Here is a 20,262-nt window from a genome sequence, read left to right as displayed (position 1 = left end):
CGGGTGACCGCCGCCCGTACGAGCTCGGCCCGCCGGCCCGGCGGGACGTCGTCCCGGCCGCCCGCTCCCGGGCGGGGTGGCTGGCCGGTCCGGGAGCGGTCGCTGCTCCGGCCGGTGCTCGGCATCCCGCCGGTGGCCGCGGTCGGCCTGGCCGTCGGGGCCACGGCCCTCGGCGTGTTCGTGGACCTGCTGCGGATCGGCACCGTCGGCCGGGTCTTCGAGATCGGCTACCTGCTCGGCTGCGTGCTCGCGGTGGGCTGGGTACGCCGGCGCGGCATCTTCCTGCCCGCGGTGCAGCCGCCGCTGCTGCTCGCCGTGGTCGTGCCGCTGATGGCGGTGCTGATCGGCGCGCCGTCGGGCGGGCTGTCCGCCCAGAGCGTGCTGCTGGCGGGTGCCCCGCTGATCAACGCCTTCCCGGCGATGGCGGTGACGACGGCGGCCGTCCTGCTCCTCACCGCGTTCCGGCTGGTGCGCCAGCGGCTCGGCCCGGACGACGCTGTCGGGCGGCTGCGTAGCCGGCTCGGCCGGGACCCCGGCGGGCACGACCCGGACGGTCCGCGGAGCCCGCGCCCGGGTTCCCGCCCGGCGGGCCGGGCACGGGCCGGCGGCGGCCCCGGCGACCGGGCCCGGCCCGCCGGGAACCGGAACCGCGCTCCCGAGGGCGACCGCGACCGTGCCCGCGGAGCCGGGAACCGGAGCCGGGCTTCCGAAGGCGACCGCGACCGTGCCTCGGGGGCCGACCGCCGCGACCGTGCTTCCGGAGCCGACCGAGGTGGCCGGGCATCCGGGGCCGACAGCCACGACCGTGCTTCCGGAGCCGACAGCCGTGGCCGGGCGCCCGGGGCGACCGGCAACCGCGACCGTGTACCCGGGCGGAGCGGCGGGCGCGGCCGCGCCTCCGGCGACAGCGCGGGCGGGCGCCCGTCGGCTGCGACGCACGGCGGGGCGTCCGGGACGCGCAGCGGAGCCTCCACGACACGCGGGACGTCCCCGGCTCGCGACGGCGCACCCGACCGGACACGCCGCCGCTCCTCGTGACCCCGGCCCGGGGCCCGCGCGGCCGGCCGGGGTGACCCGGCGCCCGCACACCTGCCGCACCCCGTCACGGCGTGCCGCACCTCACGGGCGGGGTGCGGCACGCCGAGGGAGGGTGCGGCACGTCCGGGCTCGGGCGACTCGACCCGGTCGTCCGCGTCGTCGCAGGTGAACCGCCCGCACCGACCCCGGCTCGACCGGGCCGACGATCTGTCCGGAGAATCGAGGCAACCTGGCGCCCACCCGGGCGTCACATCTAGCGAGGGCAGGCCCCGAACCCCGCCGCTCCCCCGCCGCACGACCTGGAGAACGATGTCCACCACCCGGAGCACCCGCTTCCCCCGGCCCGCGGTCCTCGTCGCGCTCGTGGCGACGGCCGTCGCGCTGATCGGTGCCGGCACGGCGCTGGCCTCCACCCCTGCGGCGCAGGCGTTCCGCGACCAGCCGCTGGTCCCCGGCACCCCCTGCACGGTCACCGCGCGGGCGTGCGTCGACCTCGACACGAAGCGGTCCTGGCTGTTCCACGAGGGCAAGATCGCCCACGGCCCGGTGCCGGTCGCGACCGGCGGCCCGGGCAAGGAGACCCCGATCGGGCACTCGCTGCGTGTGTACCGCAAGGAGCAGCTGCACCACAGCGGCGAGTACACCGCCACGAACGGCGAGCCCGCCCCGATGCCCTGGTCGGTGTTCTTCCAGGACGGTGGTATCGCGTTCCACGAGGGCCGGGTCGACGCCCCGTCCGCCGGCTGCGTGCGGCTCACCCGGGACAACGCGATCACCTGGTTCAACCACCTGCAGATCGGCGACCAGGTCCAGGTCGTCTCGGCCAAGCAGGTGCACGCCGACCGCGCCTGACGACCACCACGACGAACGGCCCCGGACCGCGCAGGTCCGGGGCCGTTCGTGATCGCCAGGGTCAGTGCGTGGCGGCGGGGCGCGGCGGGCGCAGCTCGCGGGGCAGCGAGAAGACCAGCGTCTCCTCGGCGGTGTCGACCTCCTCCACCGAGCCGAAACCGCGCTCGGCGAGGTGCTCGACGACGCCCCGCACCAATACCTCCGGCACCGAGGCACCGCTGGTCACGCCGACCGTGTCGACGCCGTCGAGCCAGGACTCGTCGATCTCCTTGGCGTAGTCGATCAGATGGGCGGCACCGGCGCCGGCGCCGAGCGCGACCTCGACCAGCCGCACCGAGTTCGACGAGTTCCGCGAGCCGACGACCAGCACCAGGTCGCACCGCGGTGCCATCGTCTTCACAGCCACCTGACGGTTCTGGGTGGCGTAGCAGATGTCGTCCGACGGTGGGTTCTGCAGCTTCGGGAACCGCTCGCGCAGCGCACGCACGGTCTCCATCGTCTCGTCGACCGAGAGCGTGGTCTGCGACAGCCAGACCACCTTGTCCGGGTCCCGGACGGTGACCTTGTCCACGTCGGCGGCCGACTCGACGAGCTGGATGTGCTCCGGCGCCTCACCGGAGGTGCCCTCGACCTCCTCGTGCCCGGCGTGCCCGACCAACAGGATGTCGTAGTCCTCGCGGGCGAAGCGCTTCGCCTCCTGGTGCACCTTGGTCACCAGCGGGCAGGTCGCGTCGATCGTCCTCAGCTGCCGGTCCTTCGCCTGGTCCCGCACCGCGGGCGAGACACCGTGTGCGGAGAACACCACGTGCGCACCCTCGGGGACCTCGGAGGCCTCCTCCACGAAGATCGCGCCACGCTCGCGCAGCGTCTCCACGACGTGCTTGTTGTGCACGATCTCCTTGCGGACGTACACCGGGGCCCCGTACTTGTCGAGGGCCTGCTCCACCGCCTCGACGGCACGGTCGACGCCCGCGCAGTAGCCGCGGGGCTTGGCGAGCAGGACCTGCTTGGCAGAACCGGACATGGCCTCCAGCGTACGGACCACGATCGGACCGGGCAGCGACACGTGACCCGCTCGACCCGCCCGGCGCGACACGAGCACCCGGCGCGGGGGACAATGGCGCCCATGTCACCGCTGCCGTTCCCCGTGCGGATCGCCGCCGGCCTCGTCGTGACGGCCGTCGAGCAGGCCCGCGACCTGCCCCGCCACGCCGTCGAGCTGCCGGTGACCGCGGTCAGCCAGGCGCTGCAGGTGTCGATGCGCGTGCAGCAGAGGATCACCGAGCTGGCCATCAAGGGCGACCGGGCCCTGGGCACGCTGCGCGCGGGCGACGAGGTCCCGAGCTGGGCCACGTTCGACGACGACCTCGCCGACGACACCGACCTCCGGCTCCCCGACCCGGAGCCGGTCACCTCGGCCCCGGCCGGCGACGAGCCGCGCAACGGCAGTCTCGACGAGCCGCGCCGCAGCAGTATCGACGAGCCGCGCAACGGCAGTATCTCGGCGCTGCGCCCGGCACGCTCCGGCATCCCGATCGCGCGGTCCGAGCGGCCCGCCGCGGCGTCGAACCAGCCGGAGGCCACCGCGAGCGCCCCGAACGCCGTCCCCGAGTACCCGACGCTGACGGTCCCCCAGCTGCGCGGGAAGCTCCGCACGCTGAGCATCGACGATCTGTCCGACCTGCTGGCCTGGGAGACGGCGCACGAGAACCGCCCGCCGTACGTCACGATGCTGACGAACCGGATCGCGACGCTGTCCCAGGAGAAGTGAACCCCCCGACGTCGGAGGAGAGCCCCTGGCCGGTCCGCACGGTCGCCCGCAAGATCGCCGAGTGGGTGGACCGGCTCGGGCCGGTGTGGGTCGAGGGGCAGCTCGCCCAGGTCAACGCCCGCTCCGGCACCGCGTTCCTCACCCTGCGCGACCCGGCCGCCGACGTGTCGCTCCAGCTCACGGCCCCGTCCGCGCTGGTCCGCGACTCCGGTGGCGCGGTGAGCGAGGGCAACCGGGTGATCGTGCACGGCAAGCCGTCGTTCTTCCTGGGCCGCGGCACCCTGAGCCTGCGGGTCGACCGCATCCGCGCCGTCGGTCTCGGTGAGCTGCTCGCCCGGATCGAGCGGCTGCGCCGCCTGCTCGCCGCGGAGGGACTGTTCGACCCCGCGCTGAAGCGGCGGCCGCCGCTGCTCCCGACGACCATCGGCCTGGTCACCGGCCGGGACTCGGCCGCCGAGCACGACGTCGTCACCAACGCGACCGCCCGCTGGCCCGCGGTGCGGTTCCGGATCGAGAACGTCGCCGTGCAGGGCGGGCTCGCAGTGGAACAGATCGTCGACGCGCTGCGCGTGCTGGACCGGGACCCGGACGTCGAGGTGATCGTCCTGGCCCGCGGCGGCGGCAGCGTGGAGGACCTGCTGCCGTTCTCCGACGAGACGCTGTGCCGCGCGGTCGCCGCGTGCCGGACACCGGTCGTGTCCGCGATCGGGCACGAACCGGACACCCCGCTGGTCGACCACGTCGCCGACGTCCGGTGCTCGACGCCGACCGAGGCCGGCCGCAGCCTGGTCCCGGACCTGGCCGAGGAGACCGCCCGGATCGCCGGGCTGCGCGACCGGGCCCGCCGCGCCCTGCACGGCTGGGTGGACCGCGAGCAGCGGCGGCTCGCCGACCTGCGGCACCGCCCGGTGCTCGCCGAACCGCTCCGGATGATCGAGTCCCGGGAACGCGAGGTCGCCGACGCCCGGGCCGCCGCGCACCGGGCGGTCCGGCGCCGGCTGGACCGCTCGGCGGCGGAGCTGGAGCACCTGACGGCGCGGCTCTCCGCGCTGGGGCCGGCTGCCACCCTGGCCCGCGGCTACGCGATCGTGCAGCTGAGCGGCACCGGGCACGACGTCCCGCCGCTGCTGCGCTCGGCCACCGACGCCCCCGCGGGCACCGCGCTGCGGATCCGGGTCGCCGACGGCGCCGTCGCCGCCACCGTGACCGGCGCGGCCGACCAGCCGGATCCCGCCCCCACGACCACCCCGGAGGAGACCGGATGAGCGAGCGACCGGCCGTCGACACCCTCGGCTACGAGCAGGCCCGCGACGAGCTCGTCGAGGTCGTCCGCGCCCTGGAGGTGGGCGGCCTCGGGCTGGACGAGTCCGTCGCGCTGTGGGAGCGCGGCGAGGCACTGGCGCGGCGCTGCGAGGACCAGCTCGCCGGGGCCCGCGCCCGGATCGAGGAGAAGCTCGCCGACGCCGCCGACCCCGGCGAGGGATGAGCCCGGCGGCGAGCCGCTACCGCCGGGACACCGATCCGTCGCTCCCCGGCGGCGGGTCGGCCTCCCGGATGGCGGCGATCACGGGCGAGACGATGTCGCGGGCATCGGTGCGCCGGACCACCCAGGTGCTCATGGCGAGATCGAGATCCTCGATGGGCCGCCAGACCCACCCGGCCAGCTGGGCGTTCGCGGTGTGCGATCCGGCCATGACCGCGTCCGCCTCGGCGGCCTCGGCGCACGCCCGCGCGTGCTCGACGAACCGCGCAAAGATCCATTCGGGTTCGATCCCGGCGGAGCCGGCGGCAGCCAGCAGGCCGTCCTGCTGGGTGGGGATCTGGTCGCGCGAGTGCACCAGGATGCGCATGCCGTCGAGGTCCTCGAGCCGGTAACGGTCCGCGCGGGCGAGCGGATGGTCGGGCCGGACCGCGACGCCGAGCCGTTCGGTGGCCAGCAGGAGCGACTGCACGTCCGCGGGCGGCAGCTGATGCACCACGGCGATGTCTAGCCGGCCGCGGGCGAGCAGCCGTAGCTGTTCCGCGCTCCCGGCCTCGACGAACCGGACGGACGCGGTCGGCACCGTCGAGACCAGCCGGCGGCCGACCGCCACGGTCCACCGCGGCGACAGGCCGGGCGGCAGCCCGACGTGGACGAGCTCGCGCGGCGGGGACTCCGCCCGGACCACCTCGCGGGTCGCGTCGGCGAGCGCGACGACCTGGCGGACGTGGGCGACGAACGTCCGGCCGGCGGGCGTCACCGTGGCCCCGGTGGAGCCCCGCTCGAACAGCGTCTCGCCGATCTCGGCCTCGACGTCGCGGATCTGGCGGCTGAGCGCGGGCTGGGCGACCAGGAGCGCTTCGGCCGCGCGGCTGAACGAGCCGTGCCGGGCGACCGCCAGGACGTACCGCATGTGACGCAGCTCCACCGGCGAAGTATGCGCCCGGCCATACCTGTGAGGCATGACAGGGGTGGCTCAGCCGGTCTTGGACAGCTCGAACACGGGGAGCGTTCACTTCACGGCATGACGGCGGCGACGACGAACCCGATCGGCATCTGCTCGATCATGCTGCACGACCGTTCCCCGGACGAGGCGATCGCGGTGGCGGCCGCGGAGGGTGTGACCGGCATCGAGTGGCGGGTCACCGAGACCGGCGCGGGCCGCGGGACGGACGTCTTCACCGACAACCGCTGCACCCTCCGGTTCGACGAGGTCACCGAGGTCACCGCCCGCTGCCGTCGGCACGGGCTGGAGGTGATCGGCCTCGACACATACGTCGAGTGCGGTGACCTCGCCACGGCCGGGCAGGCGGCCGCCGTCGCCGCGGACGCGGGTGTCCCCTGGTTCCGGTTCCGTGCCCCGTGGCGCGACGGGACACCGTGGAACGAGCTCGCCGACCGCGCCCGCCGCTTCGTCGACGACCTCGAGACGATCTCCCGCCGCCACGGCGTCCGCGCCCTGCTCGAGCTGCACCAACGCACGATCTGTCCGAGCGCCTCGCTGACCCGGCGGGTCGTCGGGCACGCCGACCCCGCACGGGTCGGTGTCATCTACGACGCGGGGAACCTGCTGGTGGAGGGCTACGAGGACCACGACACCGCGGTCGAGCTGCTCGGCCCGCACCTCGCCCACGTGCACCTCAAGAACGCCCGGTGGGTGCCCTCGTCCCCGGGAAGGCCGTGGCGGCTGCAATGGTCGCGGATGGACGACGGCCTGCTCGACCTGCCCGCGCTCCGGACCGCCCTGGACCGCGGGGGCTACCAGGGGTGGCTGTCCCTGGAGGACTTCACCGCCGACCTCCCGCCCGCGTCCGCGCTGCGGGTCGGGGTCGAGGCGCTCCGCGCCGGGCGGCCCGCGGCGGTGGCCCGATGACCGCGCGCCGGGTCGCCGTCGTCACCGGCGGCGCGGGCGCCATCGGCGCCGCGATCGGGGAGCACCTGGCCACGCGGGCCGACGTCGTGCTCCTCGCCGACCGCGACCTCGACGCGGCCCGGCAGCGATGCGCCGGCTCGGACGTGCTCGAGGCCTGCCACCTCGACATCGCCGACGACGACTCCGTCGCCGAGCTGATCGAGATGGTCGGCCGCCGGTTCGGCCGCCTCGACGTGATCGTCAACAACGCGGCCGTCACCGCGCCGCGCGGCATGGACGCGCTCACCCGGGAGGACTGGGAGCGGGTGATGGCCGTCAACGTCTGGGGGCCGACGTCGCTGTGCCGGCAGGCGGTTCCCGGATGGCGTGCGGCGGGGTCGGGAGGCCGCGTCGTGAACATCACCTCTCGGACGTGGCTGTCCGGTGGCCCGATCGCCTACACGACCTCCAAGGCGGGGGTCGTCGGGCTCACCCGCTCGCTCGCGCTGGAGCTCGCACCGCTCGGGGTCACCGTGAACGCGGTCGCCCCGAGCATGGTCACCACCCCGTTCACCCGCGCGGGCCGCAGCCCGGAGGAGTACGCCGCGTTCGAGGCCACGCACCTGGCCATGACCCCGCTGCGCCGGTTCGCGACCCCGGAGGACGTGGCGACCGCGGTCGGCTACCTCGCCTCGGAGGACGCCGGCTTCGTCACCGGCGAGGTCCTGCACGTGTGCGGCGGCGCCCAGCTGGCCCCGTCCCCCTGATCCCCACCGTGCCCGGCCCCGGTCCGGGCACCGCACCCCGCCTCCGGACCGACCGGAGCGGCCGCTCGACGAGGAGAGCCGATGACGACCGATCTCAGTTCCACCCCGGCGGACGACCCGGCCCGGGACGTCCCGAGATGGAAGCCGTGGGCGGTGACCGGCGCGGCGGCCGGCGCCCACGTCCTGGTGTTCGTCGACAAGGGGCTGCTCGGCATCGTCGCCACCCCCGTCCGGCGAGAGCTCGGCCTGTCGGCGACCACGTTCGGGATGATCAGCAGCGCCACCTACCTGCTGACCATGCTCAGCTGCCTGGCCATCGCCCTGGCCGGCCGGCGCGTCTCCACCCGGGTCGTCCTGCTCGGCTGCGGAGCGCTCTGTGCGCTGGGGCAGATCCCGGCCGCGCTCGCTGCCGGCGCGGTCATGCTCGTCCTGAGCCGGGTCGTGGTCGGGACCGCCGAGGGGCCGGCGGTGCCCCTGGCGCACAACGCCGCGTACTCCTGGTTCCCCGCCCGGCGGCGCGGACTGCCCGCCGCGGTGATCACCAGTGGAGCGTCCTTCGCCAAGATCGCCCTCCTGCCGGTGATCTCGCTGCTCGTCGTCGCCTTCGGCTGGCGGGCGGGCTTCGTCGCGATCGGGGTCGTCGCCGTGGCCTGGACGGCAGTGTGGTTCCTCGTGGGACGGACCGGCCCCTACGCCGGTCCGGACGGTGCGGCCCCGTCGGCGGACCGCGGGTGGATGCGCGGCCTGCTCACGCCGACCATGCTGGCCTGCCTGTTCGCGACGTTCACCCAGGGAGCGCTCGCGGCGGTCGTCTTCACCTGGTTGCCGTCCTACTTCCAGAACGGCCTCGGCTTCTCGGCCGCGACCGCCGGCACGCTGTTCGCCCTGCCCAGCGTGGTCGGTGTCGCGGCCCTGTTCCTGATCGGCGGGATCGGCGACCGGCTCATGCGGTCCGGGGCGTCGAGCCGGGTCGGCCGCGGCCGGGTCGGTGGCACCTGCCTGCTCCTCTCCGGACTCGTGCTGGCCGCCATCCCGCTCATCGACGCGCCGATCCTCGCCGTCGCCGCCGTCACGCTCGGGTACGGCTTCTCGGTCGCGGTGAACACGGTGACGTTCCCCGTCGTGTCGGAGCTGTTCGCGACGGCCCATCGGGCCGGCGCGCTCGCCATGATCACGGTGGCCTCGGCGGCCGCCGGCATCGTCAGCCCGCTCGTCGCCGGTCACCTGATCGACGCCGGCGCCGCACCCGGGAGCGGCTACACCGCTGCGTTCCTCGTCTTCGGCAGCGTCCTGGCCCTGGGTGGGCTCGTCTTCGCGCTGGCGGTCGACCCGACCCGGGACCGGGCGGACCGCTGACCGGTCCTCAGCGCGTCGCGCCGCCACCGGGCAGGACCCGGGCCCGCACCAGGGCGCCGGCCAGGGTGCGGAACCGTTCCTCCGACGCCGATCCGGTCACCAGCACCCGCACCTCGGGCGCGCCGGGCAGCGTCGCGACCCGGAACGGCTCCCCGCCCTCGGGCCGGTAGACCTCCCAGGTCAGCCCGCCCGCGTCGACGGTGCCCTGCATCCGCGGCGGCCCCTCGCCGCGCCCGGACACGCCGGACTCGGTGACGAGGATCCCCTCGGTGGAGGCATCGGTCTGCACGAGGCTCAGGTAGTCGGCGTCCGGGGTGACGTAGCCGATCCGGACCGCGGTCCCGCCACCCTCGACCGGGCCCCGGTTGGCGGAGTTGGCCCGGAACGGCACGTCCGGCAGCCGGAGCGGGAACGCCGAGCCGCGGGCGTACTCGGCCAGCCGGGCGTCGACGTTCACGCGCGGGCCCGCACCGGCGTCCTCGACCGGCCCGGTGGGGGCGAACGAGCACGAGTTGCCGACCGAGAACAGCAGCAGGCCGACCGGGATGAGGATCAGCAGCGCGCCGAGCATGTCGCGGACCGTCGTCTCGCCGCGCTCGGGCTTGCGCAGCGGGCGCGGGCCGACCCGGCGGGCGGGCGCGCCGTCGTCGGAGGGGGACCTGCTCGGATCCGGTCGCGGACTCACGGACACATGGTCCCTCAGGCATGGCGTCGGTCGCTCATCCCTCCTCCCGGCCCGGCTCGCGTGCGAGGATCGGGCTCACCGAGCACGCCGCCGTGAAATGGAGACGTCCGTGAGCGAGTCCACCAGCCCGTCCCCCCGCCGCCGTGAGGCGCCCGACCGCAACCTGGCGATGGAGCTGGTCCGGGTCACCGAGGCCGCGGCGATGGCGGCCGGGCGCTGGGTCGGCAAGGGCGACAAGAACGGCGGCGACGGCGCGGCGGTCGACGCCATGCGCCAGCTGATCTCGTCGGTGTCGATGCGCGGCGTCGTCGTGATCGGCGAGGGAGAGAAGGACGAGGCCCCGATGCTGTTCAACGGCGAGGAGGTCGGGAACGGCGAGGGCCCGTTCTGCGACGTCGCCGTGGACCCGATCGACGGCACGACCCTGATGAGCAAGGGCATGCCGAACGCCCTTGCGGTGCTCGCCGTCGCCGAGCGGGACGCCATGTTCGACCCGTCCGCCGTGTTCTACATGGAGAAGATCGCGGTCGGGCCGGAGGCCGCGGACGCCATCGACATCACCGCGCCGGTCGCCGAGAACATCCGGCGGGTCGCGCGGGCCAAGCACATCGACGTCGCCGACGTCACCGTGTGCGTGCTGGACCGGCCGCGGCACGAGCAGATCGTCAAGGAGATCCGGGAGGCGGGCGCGCGGATCGCGTTCATCTCCGACGGTGACGTCGCGGGCGCGATCGCCGCGGCCCGGCCGACCTCGGGCGTCGACATGCTCTACGGCGTGGGCGGCACCCCGGAGGGGATCATCACCGCGGCCGCCCTGAAGTGCATGGGCGGGGAGATCCAGGGCCGGCTGTGGCCCAAGGACGACGAAGAGCGTCAGAAGGCGCTCGCCGCCGGCCACGACCTCGACAAGGTGCTCACCACCGCGGAGCTCGTCCGCGGGGAGAACGTGTTCTTCTGCGCCACCGGCATCACCGACGGGTCGCTGCTGCGCGGCGTCCACTACCGGGGCGGCGGTGCGACCACGCAGTCGATCGTGATGCGGTCGAAGTCGGGCACCGTGCGGCTGATCGACGGCTACCACCGGCTGACCAAGCTGCGCGAGTTCTCCTCGGTCGACTTCGACGGCGTGGAGGGCGAGGCACCGCCCCTCCCGTAGCCAGGTGAGGCAACCCTCGCCCGGGCGCGCGGAATCGGCCGCGGTGGAGTAGACCTGCGCGTATGAGCGAGGACTACCGCATCGAGCACGACACCATGGGTGAGGTCCGGGTCCCGGCGGCCGCGCTCTGGCGGGCCCAGACGCAGCGGGCGGTGGAGAACTTCCCGATCTCTCACCGCCCGCTCGAACGCGCCCAGATCCGCGCGCTCGGCCTGGTCAAGGCGGCGGCGGCCCGGGTGAACGGCGAGCTGGGCGTGCTCGACGGCGACACGGCGGCGGCCATCGCGGCCGCCGCCGACGAGGTCGCCGAGGGCCGCCACGACGACCACTTCCCGGTCGACGTGTTCCAGACCGGCTCCGGCACGTCGTCGAACATGAACGCCAACGAGGTGATCGCGACGCTCGCCGAGCGCGCCGGGAACGGTGCCCTCGGCGTCCACCCGAACGACCACGTCAACGCGTCCCAGTCGTCGAACGACGTCTTCCCCACGACGATCCACCTGGCCGCGACCGAGGCGCTGGTGACCGGCGTCGTCCCGGCACTGGAGCACCTCGAGGCGGCGCTGCGCCGGCGGGCCGCCGACTGGGCGGAGGTCGTGAAGGCGGGCCGGACGCACCTGATGGACGCCGTCCCGATCACCCTCGGGCAGGAGGCGGGCGGCTGGGCCAGCCAGGCCGGCTACGGCGCCGACCGGGTACGGGACGTGCTGCCCCGACTCGCCATGCTGCCGATCGGGGGAACCGCCGTCGGGACCGGGCTGAACGCCCCCGCCGGGTTCGGCGCGGCCGTCGTCGCGAAGCTGCGCGAGGCCACCGGGCTGGACCAGCTCGCGGAGGCGACCGACCACATCGAGGCCCAGGGCTCCCGGGACGGGCTCGTGGAGGCCTCCGGCGCGCTGCGCACCGTGGCCGTCTCCCTGTACAAGATCGCCAACGACCTGCGCTGGCTGTCCTCGGGCCCGCGGACCGGCCTCGCCGAGATCCGGCTGCCGGACCTGCAGCCGGGCAGCTCGATCATGCCGGGCAAGGTCAACCCGGTGATCTGCGAGGCCACGATGATGGTCTGCGCGCAGGTGATGGGCAACGACGCCACCGTGGGCTTCTCCGGCAGCCAGGGCAACCTGGAGCTGAACGTGATGATGCCGGTGATGGCCCGCAACGTGCTGGAGTCGGCGCGGCTGCTCACGAACGCGTCCCGGCTGCTCGCCGACAAGGTCGTCGACGGGATGGAGGCCGACCTGGAGCGGACCCGGGAGTACGCCGAGTCCTCGCCGTCGATCGTCACGCCGCTGAACTCGAAGATCGGTTACGAGGAGGCGGCCGCGGTCGCCAAGCAGGCCCTCAAGGAGCGCAAGACGATCCGGGACGTGGTGATCGAGCGGGGGCACGTGGCGTCCGGTGCGCTCACCGAGGAGGAGCTGGACCGGGCGCTCGACGTGCTGGCGATGACCCGCGGCGAGAAGCGCAGCTGAGGCCCGCTGCGGACGGCGACCGGCCCGTCGCATCACGTCAGTCCATCTGCTGTTCACCTTCCATTCCCCATTTGGTCCATATGAACGTGACACCGTGTGACCGATTGCCGATCTCCACCCCCCGGACGGACCAGTCGCATGACCGATGAGCGCTTCGCGTACGAGCCGGTGCACGACCTCCGCAGCGGCCGCTTCGCCGGCGTCGAGGTGGTGCCCCGGCGGCCGTACGACGCGGTCGCCGTGCAGGCCGCCGACCGCGGCTGGGACGCCCGCCAGATCGCCGAGCTCGACGCGAGCACCGCGGTGTCCGCGGTCGCGTCGGCACGGCGGGGCTCCGGGTCGGTGCCGGTGCAGGTCGACGTCGCGGCCGACACCGTCCTCCACGCCCGCGAGCGGCTGCGGGCCATGCTCGGGGGCACCGCCGTGGCGCCCCTGCTGGAGGTCGGGCCGCCGATCGCCGCGGCCGCGCAGGCCGAGCACCTGGTCCCGGCGCTGGCCGAGCTGCGGCGCTGGGGCTTCCGGATCGGGCTCGACGGCGGGGGCCGCGCGTTCGGGCCGGAGGTGATCGCCGCCGCCCGTCCGGACGTCGTGAAGCTCGAGCCGGGCCTCGCCGACGGGGTCCTCGACGCGGGCACGGGTGCGGTCGTGCGGGCCGTGCTGGAGGTCGCCCGCGCGGTCGGCGTGCCGGTGGCCGCGACCGGTGTGCGGGACCGGAGCCGCCTCGCCGGGCTGTACGCGATCGGGGTCGCGTTCGCGCAGGGGCCGCTGCTGGGCGGGGTGCGGGCCGCGCCCGAGCCGGACCCGGTGACGGCGTCCGAGCTGCTGGTCCTGCTCCGGACGACGCCCGTCGGTGCCGGCTCACCTGCGCCGCGCCCCCCGGCGCAGGCCGGCCCCGCCTCCTCCCCGGCGCCCGCCGGAGCCGGCGGCGCGGGCCCGCCCGGGGCTCCGCCCGCGGTGGCCGCAGCCGGCCCGCCGGTGCGCGGTCTCGCGACACCCGCGGTGACCCTGCCCGACGACGTCACCGGCGACACGGTCCGCGAGACGATGCGCGAGCACCCGGACACGGTCGGCATCGTGCTGGTCGACGACGAGCACCGTCCGGTCGGCTACCTGGACCGGAGCCGGTTCCTGCTCACCATGACCGGCCGGTTCGGGCACGCGCTCTGGGCGGACAAGCCGGCCCGGGAGCTGGCCGACCCGCCACGGACGATGGACGAGCGCACCCCGCTCGCCCGGGCCCTCGAGCTCAGCCTGGCCGGGGACCCCGCCCGCGGGTACGACGACCTGGTCGTCGTCGCCGCGGACGGGGCCTGCCGCGGGGTCGTCGCCGTCGCCGAGCTGTGGCGGCAGGCGATCCGGCCGGCCGGGGCCGGCCCGGTGGGCGGTCCGCCGCGGCCGATCGTCGTGCCGCAGCCGCCGTCGGGTGGGGATCCCGGCACGGCGCGCGCCACCGGCGCGCATCCCGCCGCCGCGCCATCCGCCGGCCGCCCGGCCGGCACGGCACCCGAGGCCGCGCCGTCCACCGCCCGCTCGGCCGGCGCGGCGTCCGAGGGCACACCCTCCACCGGCCGCCCGGCCGGTGCGGCGTCCGAGGCCGTGCCCGACGGGCCCGCGGCGCCGCGGCCCGAGCACGGACGCGAGCGCCCCGCCCGCAGCGCCTGACCGCCGCCCGGTCACCCGCCGCGGCGGCGCGCGGCTGTCGGGGGTCGCTGCTTTCATGACCCCGTGCTGTTCACCGACGTCGTCACCACCTCGGCCGCGGTCGGGGCGACCCGCGCGCGCTCGGAGAAGACCACCGCGCTCGCCGAGCTGCTGCGCGCCGCCGCGCCCGGCGAGGTCGAGCCGGTGGTGGCGTGGCTGTCCGGGTTCCCGCGGCAGGGCCGGATCGGCACCGGCTGGCGGACCCTCGCCGCGGTCGACGTCGCACCGGCCGGCGCGCCGTCGCTGACGGTCGGGCAGGTCGACGGGCTGCTCGACGAGCTGGCCGGGACCGCCGGGCAGGGGTCCGCGCTGCGCCGCCGGGAGCTCCTGGAGCGGCTCTACGGGGCGGCGACCACCGACGAGCAACGGTTCCTGCACCGGCTGCTCACCGGTGAGCTGCGCCAGGGCGCCCTGGAGGGCCTGATGGTGGACGCGGTCGCCGCCGCGTCCGGGGCGGGCCAGGCAGCGGTGCGGCGGGCGTTCATGCTGTCCGGGCGGCTCCCGGAGACGGCCGCGACCGCGCTCGGGGGCGGCACCGGCGCGCTCGCCGCGATCGGGCTCGAGGTCGGTCGCCCGATCCGGCCGATGCTCGCCTCCCCCGGTGCCTCGCTGGACGCCGCGCTGGCGGCGCTCGGCCCGGGGGTCGTCGTCGAGCACAAGCTCGACGGCGCCCGGATCCAGGTGCACCGCCGCGGCGACGACGTCCGGGTCTGGACCCGCACCCTGCGCGAGATCACCGCCGCGGTCCCGGAGCTGGCCGCGCACGTCCGCGGGCTCCCCTGCGACACCGCGGTGCTCGACGGCGAGACCCTCGCCCTGGACGACGACGGCCGCCCCCGCCCGTTCCAGGACACGATGAGCCGGTTCGGGTCGGACGCCGACGAGGGCGTCCTGCTGTCCCCGTTCTTCTTCGACCTGCTCCACCTCGACGGCCGGGACCTCGTCGACGAGGCCCTGGAGACCCGGCTCGACGCGCTCGGGCACCTGCTCGCCGCCGGGGAGCACGCGCCGCTGCGGATGCCGGGCGCGCGGCGGCCGTCCGCGGAGGAGGCCGCCGCGGTGCTGGACGCGGCGCTCGGCGCCGGGCACGAGGGCGTCGTCGTGAAGGACCTGGCCGCGCCCTACGCGGCGGGCCGGCGCGGGAAGGCCTGGCAGAAGGTCAAGCCGGTGCACACGCTCGACCTCGTGGTGCTCGGCGCCGAGTGGGGATACGGCCGGCGCACCGGGTCGCTGTCGAACATCCACCTCGGTGCCCGCGACCCGGACGGCGGCGAGCCGGTGATGGTCGGCAAGACGTTCAAGGGCATGACCGACGAGCTGCTGGCGTGGCAGACCGAGACGTTCCCGCGGTACGCGCGGGCGGAGGAACCGGGGGTGGTGTACCTGCGGCCGGAGCTGGTCGTGGAGATCGCGCTGGACGGGGCGCAGCGCAGCACCCGCTACCCGGGCGGCGTCGCCCTCCGGTTCGCGCGGGTGGTGCGGTACCGGCCGGACAAGACGCCGGACGAGGCGGACACCCTCGAAGCGGTGCGGGCGCTGCTGTCCGGCTGACCCACCGCGGCAGGCGTACCATTCCGATACCGTGCGCTTCCTCGACGACCGCTCGCCGGATCACGACCTCACCTACGACGACGTCTTCCTCGTCCCGCGACGGTCCTCGGTGGCGTCCCGGTTCGACGTCGACCTGAGCACCCCGGACGGTACCGGCGCCACCGTGCCCGTGGTGGCCGCGAACATGACCGCCGTCGCGGGCCGCCGGATGGCCGAGACGCTCGCCCGCCGCGGCGCGCTGACCGTGCTGCCGCAGGACGTCCCCACGGACGCGGTCGCGGAGATCGTGTCCTGGCTGAAGTCCCGCCACCCGGTCTGGGACACCCCGCTCGTGCTGCGTCCCGGTGACGCGGTCGCGGACGCGCTGAACCTGCTGCCCAAGCGGGCCCACGACGCCGTCGTGATCGTCGACGACGGTGGCCGCCCGGTCGGCACGGTGAACGACGCGGCGTGCACCGGCGTCGACCGGTTCACCCGGCTGGCCGAGGTCCTCGACCCCAACCCGGTCGCCGTGGCGCTGGACACCGCGCCGCGCGAGGTGTTCGAGCAGCTCGACGCCCGCCGTGGGACGGTCGCGCTCGGTCTCGACGGCGACGGCCGCCTCGCCGGCCTGCTCACCCCGCTCGGCGCGATCCGCGCCGGCATCTACACGCCCGCGCTCGACGGGGCGGGCCGGCTGCGCACCGCGGCCGCGATCGGGATCAACGGCGACGTCGCGGTGAAGGCGAAGGCGCTGCTCAACGCCGGCGTCGACGTCCTCGTGGTGGACACCGCGCACGGCCACCAGGAGAAGATGCTCGACGCGCTCGGCGCGGTGCGCAGGGTCGTGTCCGAGACCGGCGCCCGGGTGCCGGTCGCGGCCGGCAACGTGGTCACCGCCGACGGGGTCGCCGACCTCGTCGACGCCGGCGCGGACATCGTCAAGGTCGGTGTCGGCCCGGGCGCCATGTGCACGACCCGGATGATGACCGGGGTCGGGCGGCCGCAGTTCTCCGCGGTCGCCGAGTGCGCCGCCGCGGCCCGCGAGCGCGGCGCCGTGATCTGGGCCGACGGCGGTGTGCGGCACCCGAGGGACGTCGCGCTGGCGCTCGCCGCGGGCGCCGCGTCGGTGATGATCGGTTCCTGGCTGGCCGGCACCTACGAGTCCCCCGGCGACCTGCTGACCGACGAGCAGGGCCGGCCGTACAAGGAGTCGTTCGGCATGGCCTCGAAGCGGGCGGTCGGTGCCCGGACCCGCGGGGACAACGCCTTCGAGCGGGCCCGCAAGGCCCTGTTCGAGGAGGGCATCTCGTCGTCGCGGCAGCGCCTCGACCCGGAGCGGCCCGGGGTGGAGGACGTCGTCGACGCGATCTGCGCCGGGGTCCGCTCGGCCTGCACCTACGCCGGCGCCCGGACCCTGGACGAGCTGCACGAGCGCTCCGTCGTCGGGGTGCAGACCACCGCCGGGTTCACCGAGGGCACCCCGCACGGGCTGTAGGGCTCCCCGGCACGGCCGTGGCCCCCGCGCACCGGCGGTGCGCGGGGGCCACGGTGCCTCCGGACGGCGGGACCGCTACGAGTTCGGGCCCTCCAGCATCTCGGTGACCAGCGCCGCGATCGGCGAGCGCTCGCTGCGGGTCAGCGTGACGTGGGCGAACAGCGGGTGGCCCTTCAGCTTCTCGATGACGGCGTTGACGCCGTCGTGCCGGCCGACGCGCAGGTTGTCGCGCTGGGCGACGTCGTGGGTGAGCACCACCCGGGACGCGGCGCCGAGCCGGGACAGCACCGTGAGCAGCACGTTGCGCTCCAGCGACTGGGCCTCGTCGACGATCACGAACGTGTCGTGCAGCGACCGCCCGCGGATGTGGGTGAGCGGGAGGACCTCGAGCATCCCGCGGGCGATGACCTCGTCGATGACGTCCTGGCTGACCAGCGCGCCGAGCGTGTCGAACACGGCCTGCGCCCAGGGCTGCATCTTCTCGCTCTCGTTGCCCGGCAGGTAGCCGAGGTCCTGCCCGCCGACGGCGTAGAGCGGCCGGAACACGACGATCTTGCGGTGCGCCTGGCGCTCCAGCACCGCCTCCAGCCCGGCGCACAGGGCGAGCGCCGACTTGCCGGTACCGGCGCGGCCCCCGAGGGACACGATCCCGACCTCGTTGTCGAGCAGGAGGTCGAGCGCGATCCGCTGCTCGGCGGAGCGCCCGTGCAGCCCGAACGCCTCGCGGTCACCGCGGACCAGCTTGACCTGCTTGTCGGCGGTGACCCGCCCCAGCGCGTTGGACGCCCCGATCAGCCGCAGCCCGGTGTTGCAGGGCAGCTCCCGCGCCGCGTCGTGGTCGAGCACGCCGTCCCGGAACAGGGTGTCGACGTCGTCGGCGGAGACCTCCAGGTCGGTCATCCCGGTCCAGCCCGAGAACAGGACGTCCTGGCCGTGGTACTCGTCGGCGTCCAGCCCGACCGCCGCCGCCTTGACCCGCAGCGGCATGTCCTTGGTGACCAGGGTGACCTCCGACGGGGAACCCGCGTCGGCCTTCAGGTTCAGCGCGCAGGCCAGGATCCGCGAGTCGTTCGAGTCGGTGCGGAACCCGGCCGGCAGGACCGTGGGGTCGGAGTGGTTGAGCTCGACGTGCAGGGTCCCGCCCTTGTCGCCGACGGGGATCGGCGCGTCGAGGCGGCCGTGCTTGACCCGCATCTCGTCGAGCTGGCGCAGTGCGGTCCGGGCGAACCAACCGAGCTCGGGGTGGTGCCGCTTGGCCTCCAGCTCCGAGATCACGACCAGCGGCAGGACGACCTGGTGCTCGTCGAAACGGAGCAGCGACCACGGGTCGGACAGCAGAACGGACGTGTCGAGCACGTAGCAGCGGGTGGGGCCTGCCGGTGCGTCCCCGACCGCCTCGGTGAGCGGAAGCCGGTCGGTGAGGGCGGGGCGACGATCGGTCACGGGTGCTCCCTCGCAGGCGCGGCACCACGCCTGCTCTGCGTCGGGCCGGCCGGCCCTGCTGCGGGACGTGACCGCGCCGGTGGACCGTGCGGTCCGCCGGCCGGCACGCCCGCGAGGGCCGGGTGCCGGCCCTCCTCGGGTGCGTTCGACACCACGTTCAGGGCCTCCCGGACGGGTCGCATCGGGTACGACCCGTCGAACCGGACGCTACTAGTGGTCACCCTCGTGCGGTCAATAGCGACCGGCCGTCGGACGTGTGAGGTGAACCCCGATGGCACAGCCGTTACCGGCCGTTCATCGCACGCTCACTACCGTCCGACGCGGATTCCACCTGCGTAGACACGGAGGGCCGCGCTCCGTTCGTCGTAGCGTCACTGATGCGAACGGGCGGACGATGGCCCGGCAGTTGCTGCCGCTGTGGCACCTTTCCGCGGCGCACCACCACCCACGGTGAGCAGGTCCGCGGGCAGGACCGGCGTGTCCAGCAGGGTGCGCAGGCCGGCGACCGGGCCGTGCGGGTACCGGGCCAGCCAGTCCCGGACCAGGGGCGCGCCCTCGGCGTAGGCGACCGCGTAGCCGCGCCACTGCGGGTGGTCGAGGAACGCGAGGATCCGCCGCGCCCGCGCTTCCGGGATCAGCAGCCAGCGGGACAGGTGGCCGGTGACCTCGTCCGGGCCGGCATTGTCGACGTACCGCAGGAGCGCGGCGTCCTGCCGGACCCGGCCGAGCAGGTCCAGCTCCGCCTCGATCCGCTCGGCGAGCCCGCCGTCGATCCGGACACCGGCCCGGGCGAGCGCCCTCTCGGCCGGCGCGCCCCAGCCCGGACCGGGCAGCGCGGTCACGCCCGCCTCGGCCGCACCCTCCGCGACCAGGCCCAGCGGGCCGTGCACCAGCCGCAACGCGAGCTCGGGGTGGCGCGGGGCGGCGAGCTCCGCGCGGCAGTACTGGGTGTGGTGGCCGGGATAGAGCTCGTGGGCGAGCAGCGGCAGCAGCGAGCCGCCCCGCAACCGGGTCGCCGTGGTGATCGACACCCGGCTCCGGAAGCCGCCGCGGTACCGGGTGAACGCCGTCCACGGACGCTCGCCGACGAGCTCGACGGTGGCCCGTTCCGCGGCCGGGAGCCCCAGCTCGGCGTGCACCCGGCCGCGCAGCTCCGCGGTCACCGCGGCCACCGCCTGCCCCACCCGGCCGGGCGGCACGACGTCGGCGTCCCGGTAGGCGCCCATCCGCGCGGCCACCGGTCCGTGGCCGGGCAGCAGCGCACCGAGCCGGCGGTGCACCTCGCGGTACCCGTCGGGGTCGCCGCGGCGCGGGACCACCCCGAACAGCGCCCGGACCTCCTCGACGTAGCCGGGCCGCTCGCCCGCCAGCAGCCGCGCGTGGCAGTCGAGAGCGGACAGCACGGCCTCCAGGTAGCGCCGCCGCGGGTCGGGCAGGCCGGACACGGCGACGTCGCGGCGGAGCCGCCGGGCGTCGGCGACGAGGTCACGGGGCTCCGGACGGGGTTCGTCGTCCACCCGGCGGGCGAGTGCCCGGTCCGGGACGGGGCCGTCCAGGACGCCGGGCCGCAGGCGCTCCAGACGCAACGCGAGCTCCGTCGCCGCGCGCAGCAACCCGGTCAGGGACATTCCCGGAGCGTAGGCGGCCCGGGGAGCGAACGA

General features: G+C 75.4%; 18 protein-coding genes. 13 read left to right on the top strand and 5 right to left on the bottom strand.

Features of this window, described 5'->3' with window-relative positions; translation table 11 throughout:
- Nucleotides 1-3 precede the first annotated feature (3 nt).
- A complete protein-coding gene (locus tag H7X46_RS03565) occupies nt 4-1,038 on the top strand; it encodes a DUF6542 domain-containing protein (protein ID WP_186358039.1) in 1,035 nt (344 codons plus the stop codon).
- 309 nt (nt 1,039-1,347) lie between these two features.
- Nucleotides 1,348-1,890, top strand: a complete 543-nt coding sequence (locus tag H7X46_RS03560) for a L,D-transpeptidase (RefSeq protein WP_186358038.1) — start codon at nt 1,348-1,350, stop codon at nt 1,888-1,890.
- Between the two features lie 61 nt (nt 1,891-1,951).
- On the opposite strand, the gene H7X46_RS03555 is transcribed toward H7X46_RS03560, so the two are convergent.
- Complete coding sequence (locus H7X46_RS03555; protein WP_186358037.1) at nt 1,952-2,914, bottom strand: 4-hydroxy-3-methylbut-2-enyl diphosphate reductase; 963 nt, start codon at nt 2,912-2,914, stop codon at nt 1,952-1,954.
- A 102-nt stretch (nt 2,915-3,016) separates the two neighbouring features.
- Here H7X46_RS03555 and H7X46_RS03550 point away from each other — a divergent pair, with 102 nt between their 5' ends.
- The 3 genes from H7X46_RS03550 to H7X46_RS03540 are packed head-to-tail and all read left to right on the top strand — an operon-like array spanning nt 3,017 to nt 5,147.
- Nucleotides 3,017-3,661 carry a lipid droplet-associated protein gene (locus H7X46_RS03550; RefSeq protein ID WP_186358036.1) on the top strand — a complete coding sequence of 215 codons (645 nt, stop codon included), beginning with the start codon at nt 3,017-3,019 and terminating at the stop codon, nt 3,659-3,661.
- The gene (gene xseA, locus H7X46_RS03545; protein WP_186358035.1) at nt 3,658-4,926 is read left to right on the top strand and encodes an exodeoxyribonuclease VII large subunit; all 1,269 of its coding nucleotides are present in this window, start codon (nt 3,658-3,660) and stop codon (nt 4,924-4,926) included. The genes H7X46_RS03550 and xseA overlap by 4 nt, the downstream gene beginning before the upstream one ends.
- The gene (locus tag H7X46_RS03540; RefSeq protein WP_186358034.1) at nt 4,923-5,147 is read left to right on the top strand and encodes an exodeoxyribonuclease VII small subunit; all 225 of its coding nucleotides are present in this window, start codon (nt 4,923-4,925) and stop codon (nt 5,145-5,147) included. Before xseA ends, H7X46_RS03540 begins: the two co-directional genes overlap by 4 nt.
- Before the next feature lie 16 nt (nt 5,148-5,163).
- Here H7X46_RS03540 and H7X46_RS03535 read toward each other — a convergent pair whose 3' ends face one another.
- The gene (locus tag H7X46_RS03535; protein WP_186358033.1) at nt 5,164-6,069 is read right to left on the bottom strand and encodes a LysR family transcriptional regulator; all 906 of its coding nucleotides are present in this window, start codon (nt 6,067-6,069) and stop codon (nt 5,164-5,166) included.
- Nucleotides 6,070-6,165: 96 nt separating this feature from the next.
- Here H7X46_RS03535 and H7X46_RS03530 point away from each other — a divergent pair, with 96 nt between their 5' ends.
- The 3 genes from H7X46_RS03530 (at nt 6,166) to H7X46_RS03520 (ending at nt 9,116) form a co-directional block, all read left to right on the top strand.
- On the top strand, nt 6,166-7,014 hold the full coding sequence (locus tag H7X46_RS03530; protein ID WP_186358032.1) for a sugar phosphate isomerase/epimerase: 849 nt from the start codon (nt 6,166-6,168) through the stop codon (nt 7,012-7,014).
- A complete protein-coding gene (locus tag H7X46_RS03525) occupies nt 7,011-7,760 on the top strand; it encodes an SDR family NAD(P)-dependent oxidoreductase (RefSeq protein WP_186358031.1) in 750 nt (249 codons plus the stop codon). Before H7X46_RS03530 ends, H7X46_RS03525 begins: the two co-directional genes overlap by 4 nt.
- A gap of 81 nt (nt 7,761-7,841) precedes the next feature.
- Nucleotides 7,842-9,116, top strand: coding sequence for an MFS transporter (locus tag H7X46_RS03520; protein WP_186358030.1), 1,275 nt, complete (start codon nt 7,842-7,844; stop codon nt 9,114-9,116).
- Between the two features lie 7 nt (nt 9,117-9,123).
- Here the strand turns inward: H7X46_RS03520 and H7X46_RS03515 are convergent, their stop codons facing one another.
- Nucleotides 9,124-9,801, bottom strand: a complete 678-nt coding sequence (locus H7X46_RS03515) for a DUF4245 domain-containing protein (protein ID WP_186358029.1) — start codon at nt 9,799-9,801, stop codon at nt 9,124-9,126.
- Between the two features lie 97 nt (nt 9,802-9,898).
- On the opposite strand from H7X46_RS03515, the gene glpX reads away from it, so the two are divergent.
- From glpX to H7X46_RS03490, 5 genes are all read left to right on the top strand, one after another.
- Nucleotides 9,899-10,957, top strand: coding sequence for a class II fructose-bisphosphatase (gene glpX / locus H7X46_RS03510; RefSeq protein WP_186358028.1), 1,059 nt, complete (start codon nt 9,899-9,901; stop codon nt 10,955-10,957).
- Nucleotides 10,958-11,019: 62 nt separating this feature from the next.
- Nucleotides 11,020-12,429: an aspartate ammonia-lyase gene (locus H7X46_RS03505; RefSeq protein WP_186358027.1), complete on the top strand. Its 1,410-nt coding sequence runs from the start codon at nt 11,020-11,022 to the stop codon at nt 12,427-12,429.
- A 138-nt stretch (nt 12,430-12,567) separates the two neighbouring features.
- Nucleotides 12,568-14,091, top strand: coding sequence for an EAL domain-containing protein (locus tag H7X46_RS03500; RefSeq protein ID WP_186358026.1), 1,524 nt, complete (start codon nt 12,568-12,570; stop codon nt 14,089-14,091).
- A 63-nt stretch (nt 14,092-14,154) separates the two neighbouring features.
- Nucleotides 14,155-15,681: an ATP-dependent DNA ligase gene (locus H7X46_RS03495; protein WP_186358025.1), complete on the top strand. Its 1,527-nt coding sequence runs from the start codon at nt 14,155-14,157 to the stop codon at nt 15,679-15,681.
- A 31-nt stretch (nt 15,682-15,712) separates the two neighbouring features.
- A complete protein-coding gene (locus H7X46_RS03490; protein ID WP_186358024.1) occupies nt 15,713-17,158 on the top strand; it encodes a GuaB1 family IMP dehydrogenase-related protein in 1,446 nt (481 codons plus the stop codon).
- A 75-nt stretch (nt 17,159-17,233) separates the two neighbouring features.
- On the opposite strand, the gene H7X46_RS03485 is transcribed toward H7X46_RS03490, so the two are convergent.
- Together H7X46_RS03485 and H7X46_RS03480 are read right to left on the bottom strand one after the other, a co-directional pair.
- On the bottom strand, nt 17,234-18,514 hold the full coding sequence (locus H7X46_RS03485; protein WP_186362418.1) for a PhoH family protein: 1,281 nt from the start codon (nt 18,512-18,514) through the stop codon (nt 17,234-17,236).
- Between the two features lie 458 nt (nt 18,515-18,972).
- Nucleotides 18,973-20,229 (bottom strand): DUF885 domain-containing protein, encoded by a 1,257-nt coding sequence (locus H7X46_RS03480; protein ID WP_186358023.1) that lies wholly within the window; start codon nt 20,227-20,229, stop codon nt 18,973-18,975.
- Nucleotides 20,230-20,262 lie beyond the last annotated feature (33 nt).

The organism is Pseudonocardia sp. C8, assembly GCF_014267175.1.
Taxonomy (GTDB): Bacteria; Actinomycetota; Actinomycetes; order Mycobacteriales; family Pseudonocardiaceae; genus Pseudonocardia.
Note: the sequence above shows the minus strand (reverse complement) of the source record. Positions and strands in the feature narration are given on the sequence as shown.